This is a genomic window from Sporosarcina sp. P18a, assembly GCF_002743135.1.
Classification (GTDB): domain Bacteria; phylum Bacillota; class Bacilli; order Bacillales_A; family Planococcaceae; genus Sporosarcina.
On the sequence record NZ_PDYQ01000003.1, the window covers coordinates 60,701 to 78,690 of the forward strand.

The 17,990-nt window shown below is 40.1% G+C and carries 16 protein-coding genes; 6 read left to right on the forward strand and 10 right to left on the reverse strand.

Going from position 1 to position 17,990, the window contains the following annotated elements:
- Window positions 1-25 precede the first annotated feature (25 nt).
- The 6 genes from CSV75_RS09900 to CSV75_RS16650 all read right to left on the reverse strand — a co-directional run bounded on the left by CSV75_RS09900 (window position 26) and on the right by CSV75_RS16650 (window position 5,507).
- Window positions 26-787, reverse strand: a complete 762-nt coding sequence (locus CSV75_RS09900; RefSeq protein WP_099675721.1) for an iron ABC transporter ATP-binding protein — start codon at window positions 785-787, stop codon at window positions 26-28.
- Window positions 784-1,734: an iron chelate uptake ABC transporter family permease subunit gene (locus tag CSV75_RS09905; protein WP_099632431.1), complete on the reverse strand. Its 951-nt coding sequence runs from the start codon at window positions 1,732-1,734 to the stop codon at window positions 784-786. Before CSV75_RS09905 ends, CSV75_RS09900 begins: the two co-directional genes overlap by 4 nt.
- A complete protein-coding gene (locus CSV75_RS09910; RefSeq protein ID WP_099673618.1) occupies window positions 1,727-2,677 on the reverse strand; it encodes an ABC transporter permease in 951 nt (316 codons plus the stop codon). Before CSV75_RS09910 ends, CSV75_RS09905 begins: the two co-directional genes overlap by 8 nt.
- Window positions 2,678-2,907: 230 nt before the next feature.
- On the reverse strand, window positions 2,908-3,768 hold the full coding sequence (locus tag CSV75_RS09915) for a DUF6612 family protein (RefSeq protein ID WP_099675722.1): 861 nt from the start codon (window positions 3,766-3,768) through the stop codon (window positions 2,908-2,910).
- A 264-nt stretch (window positions 3,769-4,032) separates the two neighbouring features.
- Window positions 4,033-5,301 carry a GTPase HflX gene (gene hflX / locus CSV75_RS09920; RefSeq protein ID WP_099675723.1) on the reverse strand — a complete coding sequence of 423 codons (1,269 nt, stop codon included), beginning with the start codon at window positions 5,299-5,301 and terminating at the stop codon, window positions 4,033-4,035.
- A gap of 74 nt (window positions 5,302-5,375) precedes the next feature.
- Window positions 5,376-5,507: a hypothetical protein gene (locus tag CSV75_RS16650; RefSeq protein WP_255406638.1), complete on the reverse strand. Its 132-nt coding sequence runs from the start codon at window positions 5,505-5,507 to the stop codon at window positions 5,376-5,378.
- Between the two features lie 281 nt (window positions 5,508-5,788).
- Between CSV75_RS16650 and nfsA the strand changes: the two genes are divergently transcribed.
- Entirely contained in the window at window positions 5,789-6,520 is a 732-nt protein-coding gene (nfsA, locus tag CSV75_RS09925) for an oxygen-insensitive NADPH nitroreductase (protein WP_099675724.1), read from the forward strand.
- Window positions 6,521-6,542: 22 nt separating this feature from the next.
- Entirely contained in the window at window positions 6,543-7,739 is a 1,197-nt protein-coding gene (locus CSV75_RS09930) for a class I SAM-dependent methyltransferase (RefSeq protein ID WP_099675725.1), read from the forward strand.
- Window positions 7,740-7,795: 56 nt separating this feature from the next.
- Here the strand turns inward: CSV75_RS09930 and CSV75_RS09935 are convergent, their stop codons facing one another.
- Entirely contained in the window at window positions 7,796-8,980 is a 1,185-nt protein-coding gene (locus CSV75_RS09935) for a MalY/PatB family protein (protein ID WP_099675726.1), read from the reverse strand.
- Window positions 8,981-9,126: 146 nt separating this feature from the next.
- Between CSV75_RS09935 and CSV75_RS09940 the strand changes: the two genes are divergently transcribed.
- Window positions 9,127-11,355, forward strand: a complete 2,229-nt coding sequence (locus CSV75_RS09940; RefSeq protein ID WP_158231646.1) for an S-layer homology domain-containing protein — start codon at window positions 9,127-9,129, stop codon at window positions 11,353-11,355.
- 61 nt (window positions 11,356-11,416) lie between these two features.
- On the opposite strand, the gene putP is transcribed toward CSV75_RS09940, so the two are convergent.
- Window positions 11,417-12,898 carry a sodium/proline symporter PutP gene (putP, locus tag CSV75_RS09945; RefSeq protein WP_099675728.1) on the reverse strand — a complete coding sequence of 494 codons (1,482 nt, stop codon included), beginning with the start codon at window positions 12,896-12,898 and terminating at the stop codon, window positions 11,417-11,419.
- Between the two features lie 227 nt (window positions 12,899-13,125).
- On the opposite strand from putP, the gene CSV75_RS09950 reads away from it, so the two are divergent.
- On the forward strand, window positions 13,126-13,449 hold the full coding sequence (locus CSV75_RS09950) for a YbjQ family protein (protein ID WP_099635762.1): 324 nt from the start codon (window positions 13,126-13,128) through the stop codon (window positions 13,447-13,449).
- Window positions 13,450-13,718: 269 nt separating this feature from the next.
- Here the strand turns inward: CSV75_RS09950 and CSV75_RS09955 are convergent, their stop codons facing one another.
- Window positions 13,719-13,913 (reverse strand): YwbE family protein, encoded by a 195-nt coding sequence (locus CSV75_RS09955; protein WP_099675729.1) that lies wholly within the window; start codon window positions 13,911-13,913, stop codon window positions 13,719-13,721.
- Window positions 13,914-14,038: 125 nt separating this feature from the next.
- On the opposite strand from CSV75_RS09955, the gene CSV75_RS09960 reads away from it, so the two are divergent.
- Together CSV75_RS09960 and CSV75_RS09965 are read left to right on the forward strand one after the other, a co-directional pair.
- The gene (locus CSV75_RS09960; RefSeq protein ID WP_099675730.1) at window positions 14,039-14,479 is read left to right on the forward strand and encodes a YtoQ family protein; all 441 of its coding nucleotides are present in this window, start codon (window positions 14,039-14,041) and stop codon (window positions 14,477-14,479) included.
- A gap of 238 nt (window positions 14,480-14,717) precedes the next feature.
- A complete protein-coding gene (locus CSV75_RS09965; RefSeq protein WP_099675731.1) occupies window positions 14,718-17,549 on the forward strand; it encodes an ATP-binding protein in 2,832 nt (943 codons plus the stop codon).
- Window positions 17,550-17,609: 60 nt separating this feature from the next.
- Here the strand turns inward: CSV75_RS09965 and CSV75_RS09970 are convergent, their stop codons facing one another.
- A complete protein-coding gene (locus CSV75_RS09970) occupies window positions 17,610-17,975 on the reverse strand; it encodes a response regulator transcription factor (protein ID WP_099630576.1) in 366 nt (121 codons plus the stop codon).
- Window positions 17,976-17,990: the final 15 nt, after the last annotated feature.

Consider the following 17,990-nt stretch of genomic DNA (forward strand, 5'->3'; position numbering starts at 1 on the left):
AATTCCTCACTTTTTATAGTTTATTTTAAGAGTTAAAATACACACAAATACGGCAATCCTTCATTTGTTGAATCGGAATTTCCATATCATAAATTTCGCGTAATGATTCGGAGGTGATAATATCGTTTGTTACTCCGTCCTTGACGACTTTTCCGTTCTTCAACGCCACGATGCGGTCTGAATAGACAGAGGCAAAATTGATGTCATGCAAGACGATGACCACAGTTTTGCCAAGTTCATCAACAAGCTGACGCAAGATTTTCATAATTTGCACAGAGTGTTTCATGTCCAAGTTATTCAATGGTTCATCGAGTAAAATATAATCGGTGTCTTGTGCAATCGTCATGGCAATGAAAGCTCGTTGACGCTGACCGCCGGATAATTCATCCAAATAGGCTTCTTGCATGTTTGTCAGGCCCATATATTCCAACGCCTGATCCACCATCCGCTCATCTTCTTCCTGAAGACGGCCCTTACAGTGCGGGAAACGACCGAACGAAACAAGTTCGCGAATGGTAAGTTTGACATTCATGAAGTTGGATTGGTTTAAAATCGCGACGCGTTTAGCAAAGTCATTGGATTTCATGTCTTTCACTTTACCTTTGTCGAGCAATACTTCGCCCGTGTCAGCATCCATTAATCGACTTACCATCGATAGAAGAGTAGATTTACCAGCCCCGTTCGGTCCAATGAATGATGTGATTTTTCCACGGTGAATATTTACACTGACCTTTTCGACGACTGCTTTTTTTCCATAAAACTTCGTTAGCTCACGAACTTGGATCATGAAGATCGACTCTCCTTTAATAATAAGTAGATAAAGTAAATGCCACCGACAAAGTTAATGATCACACTGAGTGTGGTCGAGAAAGAAAATAAACGTTCAACAATCCATTGTCCACCCACTAATGCAATGACACTCATCAGTGCAGCGCCGGCAATTAACACCGAGTGCTTGAACGTGTTGAAGAATTGGTAAGACAAATTGGCTACGATCAACCCGAAGAATGTAATCGGGCCTACAAGTGCCGTGGACACCGCAATTAGTACTGCCGATAAAATCAACATGATCTTGACGACCGACTGATACGGCACACCCAGATTAATTGCTGTATCCCGTCCCAATGATAAAACATCGAGTTCATTGATATAGCGCCAACCAATCAGAAGTGTGATGACTAATATCGCCAATGCCCACCAAACGAGATCTCCATTGATATTGTTGAAACTCGCAAACATCTTATCTTGCACACGCAAGAATTCATTCGGATCAATCATTACTTGCAGGAATGTCGAAATACTTCCAAAGAATGTACCGACGATGATACCGACTAATAATAAGAAATAGATCGGCCGGTTTCCTTTACCGAATAAGAAGTGATAGAGCAGCAAGGCGAACACTATCATCGCACCAACAGACAGCATGAAGTTAAATTGCTGGTTGATCAGTACAAATGAAGTCGATCCGAAAAAGAAAATTAGAACGGTTTGCAGCAGGATATAAAGCGAATCCAACCCCATGATACTTGGCGTTAAGATACGGTTATGCGTGATCGTCTGGAAAATAACTGTAGAGTATGCCACTGCCACACCTGTTAAGATCATCGCCACCACTTTGACCGCTCTTCTGGGAAGTGCATAGTCATAGCTGCCGTTCAAGTCTTGGAATAGATATAATCCGCAAAATACTAATGAGAATGTTAATAAAATCAGTAGCTTCGTTGAATTACGCATAGGCTTTCCCCCTAAACAACAAGAACAGGAAGATTGCGCTTCCTATGACACCGACCATTAAACTGATCGAGATTTCATAAGGGAAGATAATAACCCTGCCTAGAATGTCACAGATAAGGAGGAAGATCGCGCCTAGCAATGCAGTATGCGGCAACGTCTTTTGTAGATGGTCTCCTTTAAAAATCGAGACGATGTTCGGAATGATTAACCCTAGGAAAGGAATTAATCCTACCGTCAATACAACGGTTGTCGTAATTAATGCGACCAAGATCAACCCGATATTGACGATACTCTTGTAAGCGAGTCCTAAGTTCTTGGAAAAGTCTTCTCCCATACCCGCCACTGTAAATCGATTCGCATATAAATATGTAATGATCAACACAGGTATACTAATATACAAAAGCTCATAACGGCCTTTCATGATCATGGAAAAATCTCCTTGAAGCCAAGCAGACATATTCTGGATCACGTTTGCTTTAAATGCAAAAAATGTGGCGATGGAAGAAAGGATATTTCCAAACATCAATCCAACAAGCGGAATGAAGATCGCATCTTTAAATTTAATACGGTCAAGAATTTGCATAAACAAGAAAGTGCCTAGTAAGGCGAATGTGAACGATACCGCCATTTTCTCTAATAGTGTTGCGTTGGTAAATATCAACATAGACACTAAGATTCCCAGTTTAGTCGCATCCAACGTTCCCGCCGTGGTTGGAGATACAAACTTATTGCGGCTTAGTTGTTGCATAATCAAACCTGCAATACTCATACCTGCGCCTGCAAGTACTATCGCAACTAATCGAGGAACTCGACTAATCAAGAATATTTCTGTTGCTTCAGAACGCCAGTCCAATAGGTCCGCTGGTGTGATTCGGCTTGCACCGACAAACAGCGAGAGTAATGATAAAAGTATAACTGCTGTAATTAAGTAACGTTTCTTCATGAAGAACTCCGATATCGAATATTTGAGCATTTCTCACTTAAATGAAAATGATTATCATTCGCTCAAGAACAACATTACTCCGTTTAACATATGATGTCAATATCTAAATGAAAATCGTTATCAATACTTTTTGGGAATTAAACATTACAAGACTTAAGTAACGTTATTTACCTATATAGAATCATACGAAAAAACCATTTTCCATATGATACGGAAAACGGTGAATTCACTTACTGCTGATTTATCCCTTGATACATTTCTTGAGCGCTATCCATTATTTCTTTCGGTACTTTAATTTCATCAATCTCATTAATCTTTGTCACAATACCCTTAATTCTCTGTGTGACTGTAACTTTCTTACCTTGCTCGTCCATGGTCATAATCATATCCATGTCAAAGTCCTTTGTGAAGAAGGTCTTTTTATCAATGGTGAATTGTAAATCAACCTTTTCAACTTTCATATCTGTTTCTTCCAACATCGCTTCATCAGTTCCTGCTGGTCTATTCCTCAACATTTCTTTCAAAAGCTCACTGAACTTTTCACCGGATCCTTCCAATGTCAGAACGTATTCATCATGGGTCTCTTCAAATGTAAAATCCTCTGCATATTCCTTATACATAGAAAAGTCCACTGGTGATTCGGTCACTCCAGCCATTTGACCGGTGACTTCTTTATACATATCATCCGGCAGTTTAACCCAGCTGCCTGATTGTGGATCTTTCATGAAGAAGCCTTCTTCTGTCATATATTGTTCTATTGCCATTTCTTCACCGCCAACTTGCATATTCATCGTTTGACGCATAGCGAGCGGTTCAAGAATCATATCCATATCAATCGTTGAAGTAATTTCCTGCTTCTCATCACCCATTTCTAACGTTTGCAAGATTTCCATATCGGAATGCATACTTTGTTGCGTTTCCGCTGCTGCATTCGCTTTTTTCATTACTTCACCGGCTGTCAGTTCACTCTTTACGACTACTTCTTCTTTTTCCCCTGTAATAGGATCTTCTTTAGGTACAGCAGTTTGGCCGCAGGCACTCAATACAAATGCTAGTATTCCTGCTGTACAAATTATTGTCCATTTTTTCATACAGTCCATCACTCCTTATATAATTTCCTTGCGAAGTTTTATGATTAATTAAGGAAAAACCGTCAGATCCACCTTTTCATATCAAGCATGAAAAATAAAGTACTGTGAATAAAGAAGAGTATATTAAGTCTTTTTTCTTATTTCTATTAAAGATGTTTAGATCTTTGTAATTCGGGCAAACTAGAAGCATCCCACCCCCTTTCTCTTCTTATAAAGATAAAAGGATTTGGCTGCATGCATTGCGCATGCAGCCTTTTTTTACGTTCACTTTAAAATGAATTCTTGAAGACGTTCACATTCACTTTCGGGCATTTCCACAGTCATCAATGTTCCTTCTTCTTCGTATGCCGTATCTTTAATCGAAGCATTTTCATTGAGATGGGCAACGATTTCCCCACGGTCGTATGGAATCATTAATTTACACGTGACATATTGTCGAAATAAGTTTTGATGGATTAAAGTTAGCAATTCAGGGATACCTATATTTTCGCCAGCTGACATCCAAATACTCTGATCCTTTACACGCGGATAGGAGATTTCGGTCAAGTCCGATTTATTATATATGTTGATAGTAGGGATACTTTTTACACCAATATCTCCTAGTGTTTCGTTGGTAACATCCATCATATGACCATGTTCTTCGTCGGAAACATCCACAACATGCAGCAGTAAGTCAGCATTCTTAGCTTCTTCTAGTGTCGAACGGAATGCTTGGACAAGATGGTGAGGGAGTTTGGAAACGAACCCTACGGTATCCGTTAAAATAAATTCTTTTTTATCTTGCAGTTTGATTTTTCTTACAGCGGTTTCAAGCGTTGCGAACAACATATCTTTTTCACTAACTTCTTTGGATTCATCTACATCCGTATATTGCAACAATCGATTCATCAACGTGGATTTCCCAGCGTTCGTATAACCCACGATCGATACAACAGGTATGCCGCTTCTGACACGCTGTTTTCGCTGTGTTTCACGTTGATCACTCACATGCTCGAGTTCTCGGCGAAGTTTCGCAATCTGATCTTCGATTTTCCGACGGTCGAGCTCAAGCTTCGTTTCACCGGCTCCTTTATTCTGTAAGCCGCCTCCTGTTCCGCCACCTTGCCTACTGAGTGAAGCCCGAAGTCCAACAAGTCTCGGCAATGTATATTGCAGTTGCGCCAATTCAACTTGCATCTGCGCCTCTCGATTGCGTGCCCGTCTCGCAAAAATATCCAATATAAGCATAGTACGATCAATGATTTTACATTCTAGATCTCTCTCCAGATTTCGCAATTGGGAAGGTGATAATTCATCATTGAAGATGAGTAAATTCGCTTCAGATTCCTCATATACACTACGGATTTCATCAATCTTGCCTTTTCCAATATAAGTAGATGGATTTTTCCGTTCTAAATTCTGTGTCACTTCACCTAGGACTTCCACATTGATTGCTTCCGCCAAATTCTTTAATTCTTCCATCGCATATTCAAAGTGCAAATCCTTCTGTTCGTGCACGCCAACTATTATAGCCTTTTCAATTAACACATCCATGCTAGCATCCCCCTGACATCTTTATATATAGTTTACCCTGCGTTCTGTTTGCTAATCGTTCGTGGTGAAATGAATCATTGCCAACCGTCTCCAGTTTGCTGACCATGAAAGTATTGTGCAATAAGCGGCAGATTCGTTGCCGCTATTCTTGCTTTGTCTTCGTCTTCTACTGTTAGCCATTCGATATATACATTGTCAGCATACAATAACGCATTCGCTTTTCCAAAGCTTTCATGCTGTGTGGATCATCCTGAGTGAAATAGACAAGGTGGTCGAGTTTCATAGTAAGCATGCCCTCCTAAATAGATAATTTTCTTCTATCATATCAAACCTGTCCTATCCATCGGGGTTCTCTACCACTCATAGTATGAGATCAGCTACAGTTAAAATAAGCTTCAGTGTTTCCCGAAAGGTCAGAATAGTGTAGGATAAAAGAAGAGTTTCAGGGAGATATATGTCCTGATGAAAACGAATGCGGAGGGATTGTATGGTAATCGATTTATTAAAATCTCACTCATCGGTTCGACGTTATAAAGATGAACCGATTTCAAGAGAGACAGTGATAGAACTAATTAAAGCGGGTCAACACGCAGCTAGTTCTCACTTTGTGCAAGCATGTACCGTAATGTATGTAACGGACACGGAAAAACGTGGTCAGTTGGCCGAACTGTCCAAGAATCGCCGTCAATTCTATACAGCCGGCGCAGTATTAGTATTTTGTATGGACTATAACCGATTATCTCACGCCGCTCGTTTACATGGTCAAGAAATTGACTATACAGTAGCAGAGAATGTGCTAGTTGGCGCAATCGATGTTGGTCTATTCTCGCAAAATGTCGTCATTGCTGCCGAATCAAAAGGCTACGGTATTTGCTATATCGGCGGTGTACGAAATGCAATGGAAGAAATCTCAGAAGTACTGGAATTGCCAAAAGGCGTTGTGCCTCTATTTGGATTGTCCATCGGTGTTCCAAATGAATCCAATGAGGTCAAGCCGCGTTTACCTGTAGAAGCCGTCTTGCATGAAAACACGTATAACGAAGATCAGTACAAGGATCTATTGCCAGCATATGACGAAATAATGAAAGAATACTATGCGAGCCGTGATACCAATCAGCGTGATGCCATGTGGACGAAAGAAATGGCGGATTTCCTTGAGACACCAAGAAGAACGGATCTCGAGGCTTTCTTACAAAAACAAGGATTCCTATTGAACTGAAGAAAGACAGGAGTGTCAAACGATGTCAGTAGATGACGTGCTGGAACTACTCCAGCGACGCATGACAGATGGAACATTCATCCGTGCCACAATTAGTGGGCCACGAATGAAATCCAATGATGTGAAACGAATTAAATTAAAGCCGCTTGAACTTAAAGGTCAATTTTATATTCAATTTGAATATCAGCATGAACGTATTCTCAAGCATGTTAATGTGGCACTCGAAGAAGTGGAGCAACCATTGCACGACGCTTTGGAAAACTTTAAGCAATTCCATATTGATTTATCAGATGAAACGATGCAGATTCAAATTTCTAAGAAGATGAAAGTGTCGATAAAACGAATTTTCCTCAACACGGAGAAGACGGTCGACTATGCGCATAATCGGACGAAGAATTATGCTTTACATGAAGGAACCCCTTACCCATTTCTCATTCGTCTCGGCGTTCAAACACCGGAAGGTAAGGTCAAAAATCAAAAACATGATAAGTTTCGTCAGATTAATCGCTTTGTTGAACTGATTGATGATACCCTTTCACACTTGCCGAACGACCGTCCGATTCGTATACTGGATTTCGGATCAGGTAAATCTTATTTGACGTTCGCACTGTATCATTACTTGCGAATCGAAAAAGGCCTCGATATTCGAGTAACGGGATTGGATCTAAAAAAAGAAGTCATTGAAGAATGCCAGGAAATTGCACGTGATCTGCAATACGATCAGCTAGAATTTCTAGTAGGCGATATCAATGAATATGATGGAGATACTGCAGTCGATATGGTCGTCACGCTTCACGCATGTGACGTGGCAACGGATATGGCATTGGCTAAAGCAGTCAACTGGGGAGCTTCAGTCATCCTATCTGTTCCTTGTTGTCAGCATGAGCTGTTTTCACAAGTTCAAGCTCCTGCGCTCGACATCATGTTGCAGCATGGACTAGTGAAAGAACGTTTTGCTGCACTCGCAACTGATTCTATCCGTGCAGAGCTGCTTACATTAGTTGGCTATGAATCACAACTTGTGGAGTTCATCGATATGGAGCATACACCGAAGAACATCTTGATACGTGCCTATCGAAATGATAAAGAGCCAACTCCAGAGCAAATTAATCGTTACGCAGCATTCAGGAATATGTTGCAGACGAAGCCTTTCTTGGAAAATGAACTGAAGCATTTGCTAAGTTTTCTACCGGCACATGACAATCAGACCCTATCATAACGAAAAAGATCGCCGCAATGTCCTATTACGACAATGCGGCGATCTTTATATATATCTTAAGATTGTGGCAAATGCTCAATAATGCTATCCACCGCTTGCTTAATATAGTGCGGTTTCGTGCCGAGATTTAAACGAATGAAACCTTTCGAGTTCTCCCCAAACCACTCTCCGTAGTCGATTGCCAGTTTACATGTATCTTGAACAAATTCTTTTACACCGTCTGGTTGGATATGTGCACGCAAGTCGATCCACAGTAAGTATGTCCCTTCCAACGGTGTAACGATTAACTTGGGCGCATGCTCTGCAAACTGTTTGACCGCATAGCGTTCATTTGATTTAACGACTTCTCGCAATCCTTCAAGCCAGTCTGTACCATGATTATAAGCTGCCTCTGCAGCCGTCATACCTAGCATATTTACTTCTGTTTGACTAACAGATTTCACAAACGTATCGAACTGCTCTAGCAACGCTTTATTTTCAATTATGATCTGTGATGTCAACAAGCCCGCCAAGTTGAATGTTTTGGAAGCCGAAGTAACGGTAATGACACGCTCAGAGTACTTCCCTTCAGCAACAATTGCAGAGGGTATATGTGTGTGATCACCAAACGTCATATCATGATGTATCTCATCGGACACTACTAATACATCATGCTTTTCACAGATCGACAGAAGCCTCTCTGCTTCCTCTGCTGTCCACACACGACCAACGGGATTATGCGGTGTACAATGAATGAATAATTTTACGTCGTTCTCCACTATTTGCTTCTCAAAGTCTTCAAAATCAATCGTGTAAATACCCGCTGTATTAATGAGCTCACTGCTAATCAGTGTGCGGCCGGTATCTTTCACTGCGTTGGCGAAAGGATAATAGACCGGAGACAGGATAATCACGGCTTCTGTAGGTTTCGTAAAGGCATTAACAAACCAGTACAGCGCCGTCACGACACCTGTTGAAAAACGCATCCATTCCTCTTTCACTTCATATCCATGATGCTCACGTTCCCAGTTAATGAACGCTTCAAAATAGGATTTAGGTGCATATGTATAGCCAAACACCCCAAAGTCCACTTTTTCTTTCAACGCTTCTATCACTTGCTCCGGAGCCTTAAACTCCATATCCGCTACCCAGGCCGCAAGTAAATCTGCATCTCCAAAACGTTCCTCAAGCTTGTCCCACTTCAGCGAGTTCGTACCCTTCCGATCAATTGCATAACGTTCCAAAAACTCTTCTTTATTCATATAGAAACCTCCACTTTTATCGATTTCATAACTGTCATTCTATTCCGATTGTATCATATGTCCCCTTTTGCTTCCTCCGTTGTTGTTATGAATTATTTTGGGGTATACTAGAGTATTGAAGCAGCATTTAGTTGGAGGTCATGAAAGTGAGAAAATGGAATACTGTAACACTTTTACTAGCACTACTTTTCATTTGTTCCATACAGTCTGTCAGCGCACAAACGACAGATGTAAAATATATAGATGTCCCGGATCATCACTGGGCAAAAAATGAAATCATGCAGCTGGATGAAATGAAAATCATTACAGGCAATTTTGATGTGCAGTTCCATCCCGAAACACCGCTAACAAAGGGACAGGCCGCTGTTTCTTTATCTAAAATCTTTGGATCAAAATTTATTGATAAATCCTATGGTTTTTCAGATATTGCCTGGGGATCGGATAAAGGACGTTTTGCTTTGACTGCGGTCGAAAATGGATGGATTCAACCAAGCAGACGAGGTTTTTTCGGCTTTGATGAACCATTGACGAAAACAGAACTCTGGAATTCATTCATTACAGCTTTTGATATGGAAAAGGACTTCGGTAAAATATTGGCCACTAGTTGGCCTTCTAGTTCGGATAGAGTTACATTAAAAAATATTCCCGTTTACACGTTTCCTCAAGCGGAGGAATTTCTTCATTACGGTGACTCGATCGTATCAAGAGCGTATTTTTCAAAAGCACTGCATCGGATACTAGTGGAAACTAACCGTATTAAACAACCGAAGCAGTTTACCCTTTCCACCCCAGAAGAGTCCGGTCACTATAGTAAAAGCGTCCCCGAGACTTATTTAGGAAGTGTACCATTCAATACTCACCCTCTTTATTTGCGCTCTAAGGAAACATTTGCATACAAAGACTTTACACAAACTAATTATGGATTTTCACGCGATAGTGCGTATACATATGCTGTCGGAAAAGAAGGCGCTGAAATCAAATTGACAGTTCGTGAATTGCCTAACAAAGATGTATTTGTATTCTCGGAACTAACTAATCCTACTGACAGATCAATAACGGTAGAGGTACTTCAAAAAGAACAAGATATCGCACGGTTTGATCTATTCCGCTATGATCGCTATCCACTCATGCGTGAGAACCTAGATTTGGCGGATGCAGATATGACAACTTATCCAACAGGCCTGCTGCGCTTTATCAAGACGGACGGCACTGTAGAAGAACGGATGATTGGACAGGCCTACCAATCCAAACAATTATCCCTTCGCTATGATAATGATGAAGAAAGTGTTTCGCGTGAACTTCTTGGAGAGCGAGAGAACTTCTCCTATGCGTTAGCCGGTAAAACGCTTTTATCATCCTATAAACTACAAGCTAAAGCGGGAGAAATAGTGGATCACTGGTATGTAGATTCCGATGAGCAGTTGTTTAAATCAAAGGATGACCTATTCAAGTGGATGAGAGAAACAAGTCAGAACCACAAGAAGCGCAATAAGTGGTACACAGCTGAAGGTTCATATAATAAATTGGCTGACTCAACAGAACCGATGCCCGTTACAGGTCAAAACTATGGTCGTAATTTATTGATGTTAAAAGAAGATCGCGCATTGACGCTTTATCACGAAAATAAAGGACGTTATTTTGAGAATCTAGTCTATAATGCTTTCGTCAACTTGAAAAACTTTAAAGAGGACAAAGACTACTGGGAAACAGAAGTAACAAGTACGTATCTTAAAAACTTATATGATATTCACGCACCATTTATTGATACGCGTTTCAATGAACAAATTGCTTTATTCTATTATAATAGCGGCGATGAGTTTGGAATTCCTTCTGCGAATGAACCACTGCGCGATTATGCTGACCTTCTCGTATCCCAGCAACGAAAAGGCAATATTATTCGAGTAGCTAGTGATGCCTATTACATTGCTGACTACTTTCCAATCAAACAGAAAGTCACTACCCATACATCCATGAATCATTCACTCGGTGGTATGAATATTTTACTCATGTCTTACCAGGAGTTCGGGGATTGGCGATATCTTCACACCGCGCGCAATATCCAGCGAGCCATTGTCTATCAAAAAGACAAATGGATTCGCGACAATGGAGATATTTGGTACAAGATTTCTCCGGAATCCACTTTTGAGGGCGATGATTATAAACATTTAACGCTGGAAGACTTGATAGACTCCTATCAACTTTGGCAACAAATCGATCCAATTTACTTGCCTACACTTAAGCAACTAATTATTTCGAAGGCCACTTTCCTATCAAATGAAAAACTCGGCTATACGACGAAGATTAAAAAAGGCTTGAAGAAAATTGGATTATACGAGTATCTGCCCGATGGCGACGAAGTGACGGACGCGTTATAAATGATATAGACAGAGAAAAGAGAGCTATCCATTGCATATTGCGCAATGGATAGCTCCTTTTTCACATCTCTTTTTCAAGTAATTCCAATGTGTCATCGTATTCTCTTTCAATAACAGGGTCTTGTTTATACGTTGCCTTGCTGACCAATACCGCAACAATAAGGCAAAGCACAAATCCAGGAACAATTTCATACAATGTGTCGTGCAGGAAATCGATACTTCCCCAAACACCTACCGTTACAGCACCAATAATCATACCGAACAATGCTCCTTTAGCTGTTAGCTTTCTCCAGTATAATGACAAGAGAATAATAGGACCAAACGCCCCGCCGAAACCTGCCCAAGCGAATGAAACCAATTTCAATACAGATTCTTTATTCGGCCAAGCGAGTACCATTGCGATGATCGTCACGACGAGGACAGCTAAACGCCCTAAAAATACGTAGTGACTATCTGTAGCATTTGTTTTGAAAACCGCTTTATACAAGTCTTCAATTAAAGCAGACGATGTCACGATCAATTGTGAAGATATCGTACTCATAATAGCCGCCAATACCGCCGCTAACATGATGCCTGCAATCAACGGATGAAAAATAATTTGTCCGAGAACGATAAAGACCGTTTCTGGATCCGCCAAGTCCGCGCTGTTTTGTTGAAAATACGCGATACCAATTAATGCAGTAGCAATGGCACCAAACAAACTTAGCATCATCCAACCAATACCAATCCGTCTAGCACTCTTCGTCTCTTTCACTGACTTGATCGCCATGAAACGGACGATGATATGCGGCTGTCCAAAATAACCAAGTCCCCATGCAAGCGAGGAGATTATGGTGACAACACTGACACCCGACACAAGGTTCAGCAGTGCGGGATCCACTTCACGTATACTCGCTGCCGTTTCATAGAAACCACCTGTGATAAAAATCCCGAACAACGGAACTAAAATCAGTGCCAAAAACATAATCAAGCCTTGTACAAAATCCGTATAACTAACTGCCAAGAATCCACCGAACAATGTATATGCCAGAACTACCACCGATACAATAATCAGACCCGTATGATACTCAAGTCCAAATGAACTTTGGAAGAATTTCCCGCCAGCTACCATGCCTGAAGATACATAGAATGTGAAAAACACTAAAATAATAATGCCTGAAGCCACTCTCAATAAGCGGGATTTATCTTTTAACCTGTTATCCAAGAAACTTGGGATCGTGATGGAGTTATTTGAAACTTGCGTATATGCACGTAAACGTGGTGCGACATATAACCAGTTTAAATAGGCACCCAATGTCAAACCAATTGCAATCCAGGCTTCACCCAGTCCACTTAGATAAATAGCACCCGGCAATCCCATCAATAGCCAACCCGACATATCAGAAGCTCCCGCACTTAATGCGGTGACTGCTGGGCCGAGCGACCGTCCGCCTAACATATAATCTGTTAGATTCGATGTGCGTTTGAATGCATACCAACCGATTAGCAGCATGGCTATCATATAGACGACAATAGAAACGAGTTGGTACATTTGCTCCGTCATATAATCATCTCCTTTCTTACTATCAATATACCTATACTACCTTATGGATAGTACACTTTGAACATTTTTTTGGCGATTCGTAGAATAGAACTATTTTTTCATACAGTATTCCCCGGGAAATTACACCATTTGACACAGCAACTTAACGTAACGTACTTTACATATTCTACGCATATATTGAAACCATTCTTTCTATTGTAACGTATATAAAAAAAGGGGGAGATCAAATGTTACACACGACAACTAATATGCTGCAAGGTCGGACAATTGAAACGTATCACGGGATTGTATCAGGGGAAACCATTATGGGGGCAAATATCGTCAGGGATATTTTTGCATCTGTCACCGATATTGTAGGTGGACGCAGTGCTGCCTATGAAAGCAAACTAACGGAAGCACGTCAAACAGCAATGGATGAAATGTCTCAGAAAGCGAGTGCTATGGGTGCGAACGCTGTCATTGGTATAGACTTAGATTTCGAAATGGTACGTGAAGGCATGATGATGTGTATCGCAACCGGTACAGCCGTTACGTATCGCGACGGGGAGTAATCAAATCCACGAAAAGAGGCTGGGACATAACTTAAAAAACAGTCCGTTCCCCTACGCTACAAAAGGCGCGCTTGAGCCTCCTCGTCGCTGGCGCACCTGCAGGGTCTCAACATTCGTGCTGAATCCCGCAGGAGACGGCCTTTTTCCGCTTCGGTACACTCTTGATTACTAACTAATTAAACTTTATAAATAAGTTTCAGTGAATTAAAAAAGGTATGAAGGTGTCTTCTCCTTCATACCTTTTGAGGTTTTGTCCCAGCCTTTTTTTGTTATTCTAATATTTCTGCCACACGTCCAACCTGTCCATCTTCAAGTCGTACTTTAATACCGTGTGGATGAAAACTGGAATTGGTCAATAAATCTTTAACAACACCTTCTGTTTTCACGCCGCTTCGTTGATCTTTTTTTAAAATAACAGCTACTCGTAAACCAGGTTTTACATCTGATCGATTCTGTCCATTCATATACTAATCTCTCCTCTTTTTTATTTAGTGTACCATATTCACGATCTCTTTCTGCTTAAGTACATCTGGTGAAGGAAGACATAATACATGGTACAATAAAGACTATCAAACTAGGAGGTGTATTCATGCGATTAACAGTATACCTAGCTGGAGAAATTCATACATCTTGGCGAGATGAAATCAAACAACAAGCAAGAGATCTACAATTACCCGTAGACTTTGTCGGACCCATGGAAGACCATGACCGCTCGGATAACATAGGAGAAGAGATTCTAGGACAACAGCCGGATAAAATCTTCAAAGATGCCGCGGCTTCAAGTCTCAACAACTTACGAACGGAAATTTTAATGAAAAAATCAGATGTTGTCGTTGCGTTATTTGGTGAACAGTACAAACAATGGAATACTGCAATGGATGCCAGCGCAGCAGTCGCTTTTGGGAAGCCACTCATTTTGATTCGTCAGGAAAACCATCACCATCCATTAAAAGAACTATCCCGTAAAGCACATGTTACGGTGGAATCGGTAGATCAAGCAGTTCTAGCATTAAAATATATTTTTGAGTAAACATGTACATTACTTGCCAGAGGACAAACCTATTAAATTATAGGTCTGTCCTCTTCTTTTCTGCTAATTTGTCTTAATCTTTAATTGAAACACAACGTATTTTGGCTAGTATTTTCATGCATGCAATTCAACCTACCACGTATCCAAAACATTATTTTTTAACTGAAAATTCTATCTGTAAATACTAAAGGTAAATGATAGAATAGGAGTATATGAGGAAGTGGGAAGGGGCAATCGGATGGCGCATAAAAAAGGGATTCGTCAACAATACATAAAAGTATTTATCGCTTCAATAGTTGTTGCGATTATCGGGATGGGTAGCATGTATTTCTATGCTAGTAGCTCTTGGGATCAACTAGAAGATAAACAGCAAGCCTCAATAGAAAAGTCGATATTGATTGAAGGAATATCCGATTCAATCCAAGAGCTATTCTTTCGGATTCGTGGTTACTATGCATTTCAAATAAAAGAGGAATTAAATTTTGCCTATCAAGCAATTGAGGACATCCATTCTCATTCCCGTGAATTTAAGTCCCTCCAATTAACGGCAGAAGAGCAGCGAATCATTGACGAAATCGATAATTTCTTAATAGAATATGAAAATGTTACCCTTCCAAATGCTATTCATTTTGTAAAAGAGAACGATTATGCTGGCTTACAGGCCCTAGCAAAGAATGGTACGAACTTAGCTGTTAATAGCTTCATTACATATGCTAATGAATATGAAGATTCTTCAAAGGATAAGCTAGAAAATGCATATAATAATACCATGCAACAAACCAAAACATTCTTTTTGATCATCACACTATTCGGCTTTATCTTCTTGCTTATTCCAATCTTTATGTTTTGGAGCGTTATCAACCGAGTGGTCAAGCCGATAGAAGATATCACGCGCGCAGCAGATCAGTATGAAACTGAAGGCACTGTCCTATTCCAACCAATTCAGACAGAGAATGAGATTGGCGCACTCTCACAATCCATTCATAAAATGATGGTACGCATTCAAATGAATGAGCAGGAGCTTCTTTCACAAAATGAAGAATTGATTACACAGCAAGATGAATTATTTAATCGCCAAACTAAGATGGAATTCGCTTTATCAGAAGCTCGATTTTCCCGTGTCCGTTTGGAACGATACAATGGTTTGAGTCATATATTATCATTCTCGTTAGATAAGCAAGAAGTATGTGACCAAACTTCTCGCTATGTAAATCACATCTATCAATCCGACTTAAGTTTTCTTTGGTTTCCTAAAAGTGACATTCATACGTTAAAGGGGATTTCAGAAGAGTTTTTCACTGAAATTAAACAAGAGCGGTTAGAGTATATAAAAATCCGACTTGAAACAGAACCCTATTTCATTATTAAAAGAGAAGCGGAATATGAAAAAGGAATAGCAGACACTATTACATACGTCTATGATTTTGTTACAGGTATCTACAATGTTGTTAACGAGTTAAGCGTTGTGTCTGTCCTCTCACGTGTCGGTAAGCCGTTTACAGAAGACGACCAAGAAGATTTGTACGGTTTGATCAAACGTATTGCGATCGCAGTGGATCGTATTGAGCAATACGAACTCATTAGTCATGAACGTCAGTTGAATCAGAGTATCTTGGATAACATTAACGAAGGCATTCGTTTCGTTTCAAATACAAGTGAGAATGATAAGTACAATACAGCCTTATTCGATTTACTTGGGATGGAACCTGAAACAGAATATAAAGCTTGGCCACGAGAGGAATGGACAGAGTATTTCCTCAGTCAAATTGACGACCCTGTTCAATATAAAGCATTTCTTGATGATGCAATCAGGTCTACATCCACGGAATTCATTACTAACGAATATATACTTTCATTGCCCTCTCAAGAGTCACGGGTAATGAATGTTTATAGTGTCCCAATTGTTATTCAAGATGAAAAAGTTGGTACGATCTTCGTACACCGTGATATAACACACGAACATGAAGTCAATAAAATGAAGACAGAATTGGTATCAACTGTTAGTCACGAATTACGAACACCTTTATCTAGTATCCTTGGATTCTCTGAGCTTTTACTCAATAAAGATATGGATGAACAACGCAAAAAACGGTATCTTGAAACTATTCATAGCGAAGCAACCCGATTAACGGCGCTCATCAATGACTTCTTAGATTTACAGCGAATGGAATCAGGGCGACAATCCTATACGATGGAGGACTTATCCGTCGGCAAAGTAGCTGAAAAGGCCGTAGATTATTTACGGATTCAATCACCTCACCATACGATAAAGATGCAGGATCTCACCTATTCATCTATAGTCAGAGGGGACTATGACCGCATTCTACAAGTATTCATGAATTTAATTGGCAATGCCATTAAATTTTCACCTGACGGCGGAAATGTGAATATTTCTCTGTTAAATCAACAAGATGCCGTTATCATTTCTATAGCGGATGAAGGCATTGGAATTCCATCAGATACTATTGAACATCTATTTGAGAAATTCTACAGATTTGATAATAGTTACAGCAGAAAAATTGGCGGAACAGGTCTTGGTCTATCTATTTGCAGAGAGATTATCCAAGATCATAATGGACAGATTTGGGTACATTCTGAGGAAAATGTAGGGACCACCATTTTCTTTTCCCTTCCTTTGAAACAACAGTTGCCTAAAGAGAAAATTGACTACGACAAACCTTTGGTTGTCATTGTAGAAGACGATGTAAATATTTCATTATTATTGGGAGAAGAACTAGCAAGCAATGGATTTTCAGTCATTCATCATTCCAAAATTAGCAAGGCATTTGAATGTATAGAAGCAATGCAACCAGCCGCAGTCGTCGTCGATTTAAAATTAGAAGAAGGTGAGAATGGTTGGGATTTAATAAGCCAAATGAAAGAACACACTAAAACTAAATCGATCCCAATTGTGATATCCTCTTCATTAGAAAAAGAGTCTGTATTGATGGAGAAATTCCAGGTCGGTAAATACTTGACGAAGCCTTATCCTCTTAGCGATTTATCATCTATTATCATGGAGACTATGGAGCGTTCTGATGGACTGATTTTGTATCCAGAGAACAACTAAAAAGAACGTCTTTTCCTTTACGGAGAAGACGTTCTTTTATTTTGTATGGATAGACTGTAATTAAAATAATGATTTGACTAATTCAGCCAGTTCATTTGGGCTAAAGGGTTTGGGTACGAAGTAAGAAGCCCCTTTTGCTAAAGCAACGTCCTGATCTGCTTGCTGTGCCTTCGCAGTGAGCATGATAATAGGCGTTGTCAGTTCTAGCGGTTGTAGACGCTCTAATAATTCTAAACCTGTCATACGTGGCATCATATAATCCAAGAGAATGGCGTCATATGAAGTGCTTTGAATTTTCTCCAAAGCTTCTACCCCGTCTTCTGCTTCTTCTACTTGAAATCCTTCAAATTCCAAAGTATCCGCAAGTAACATACGTAAAATATCTTCATCGTCTACAACTAACACTTTTTTTCCTACATGTATCAAAGTGGGCACCTTCTT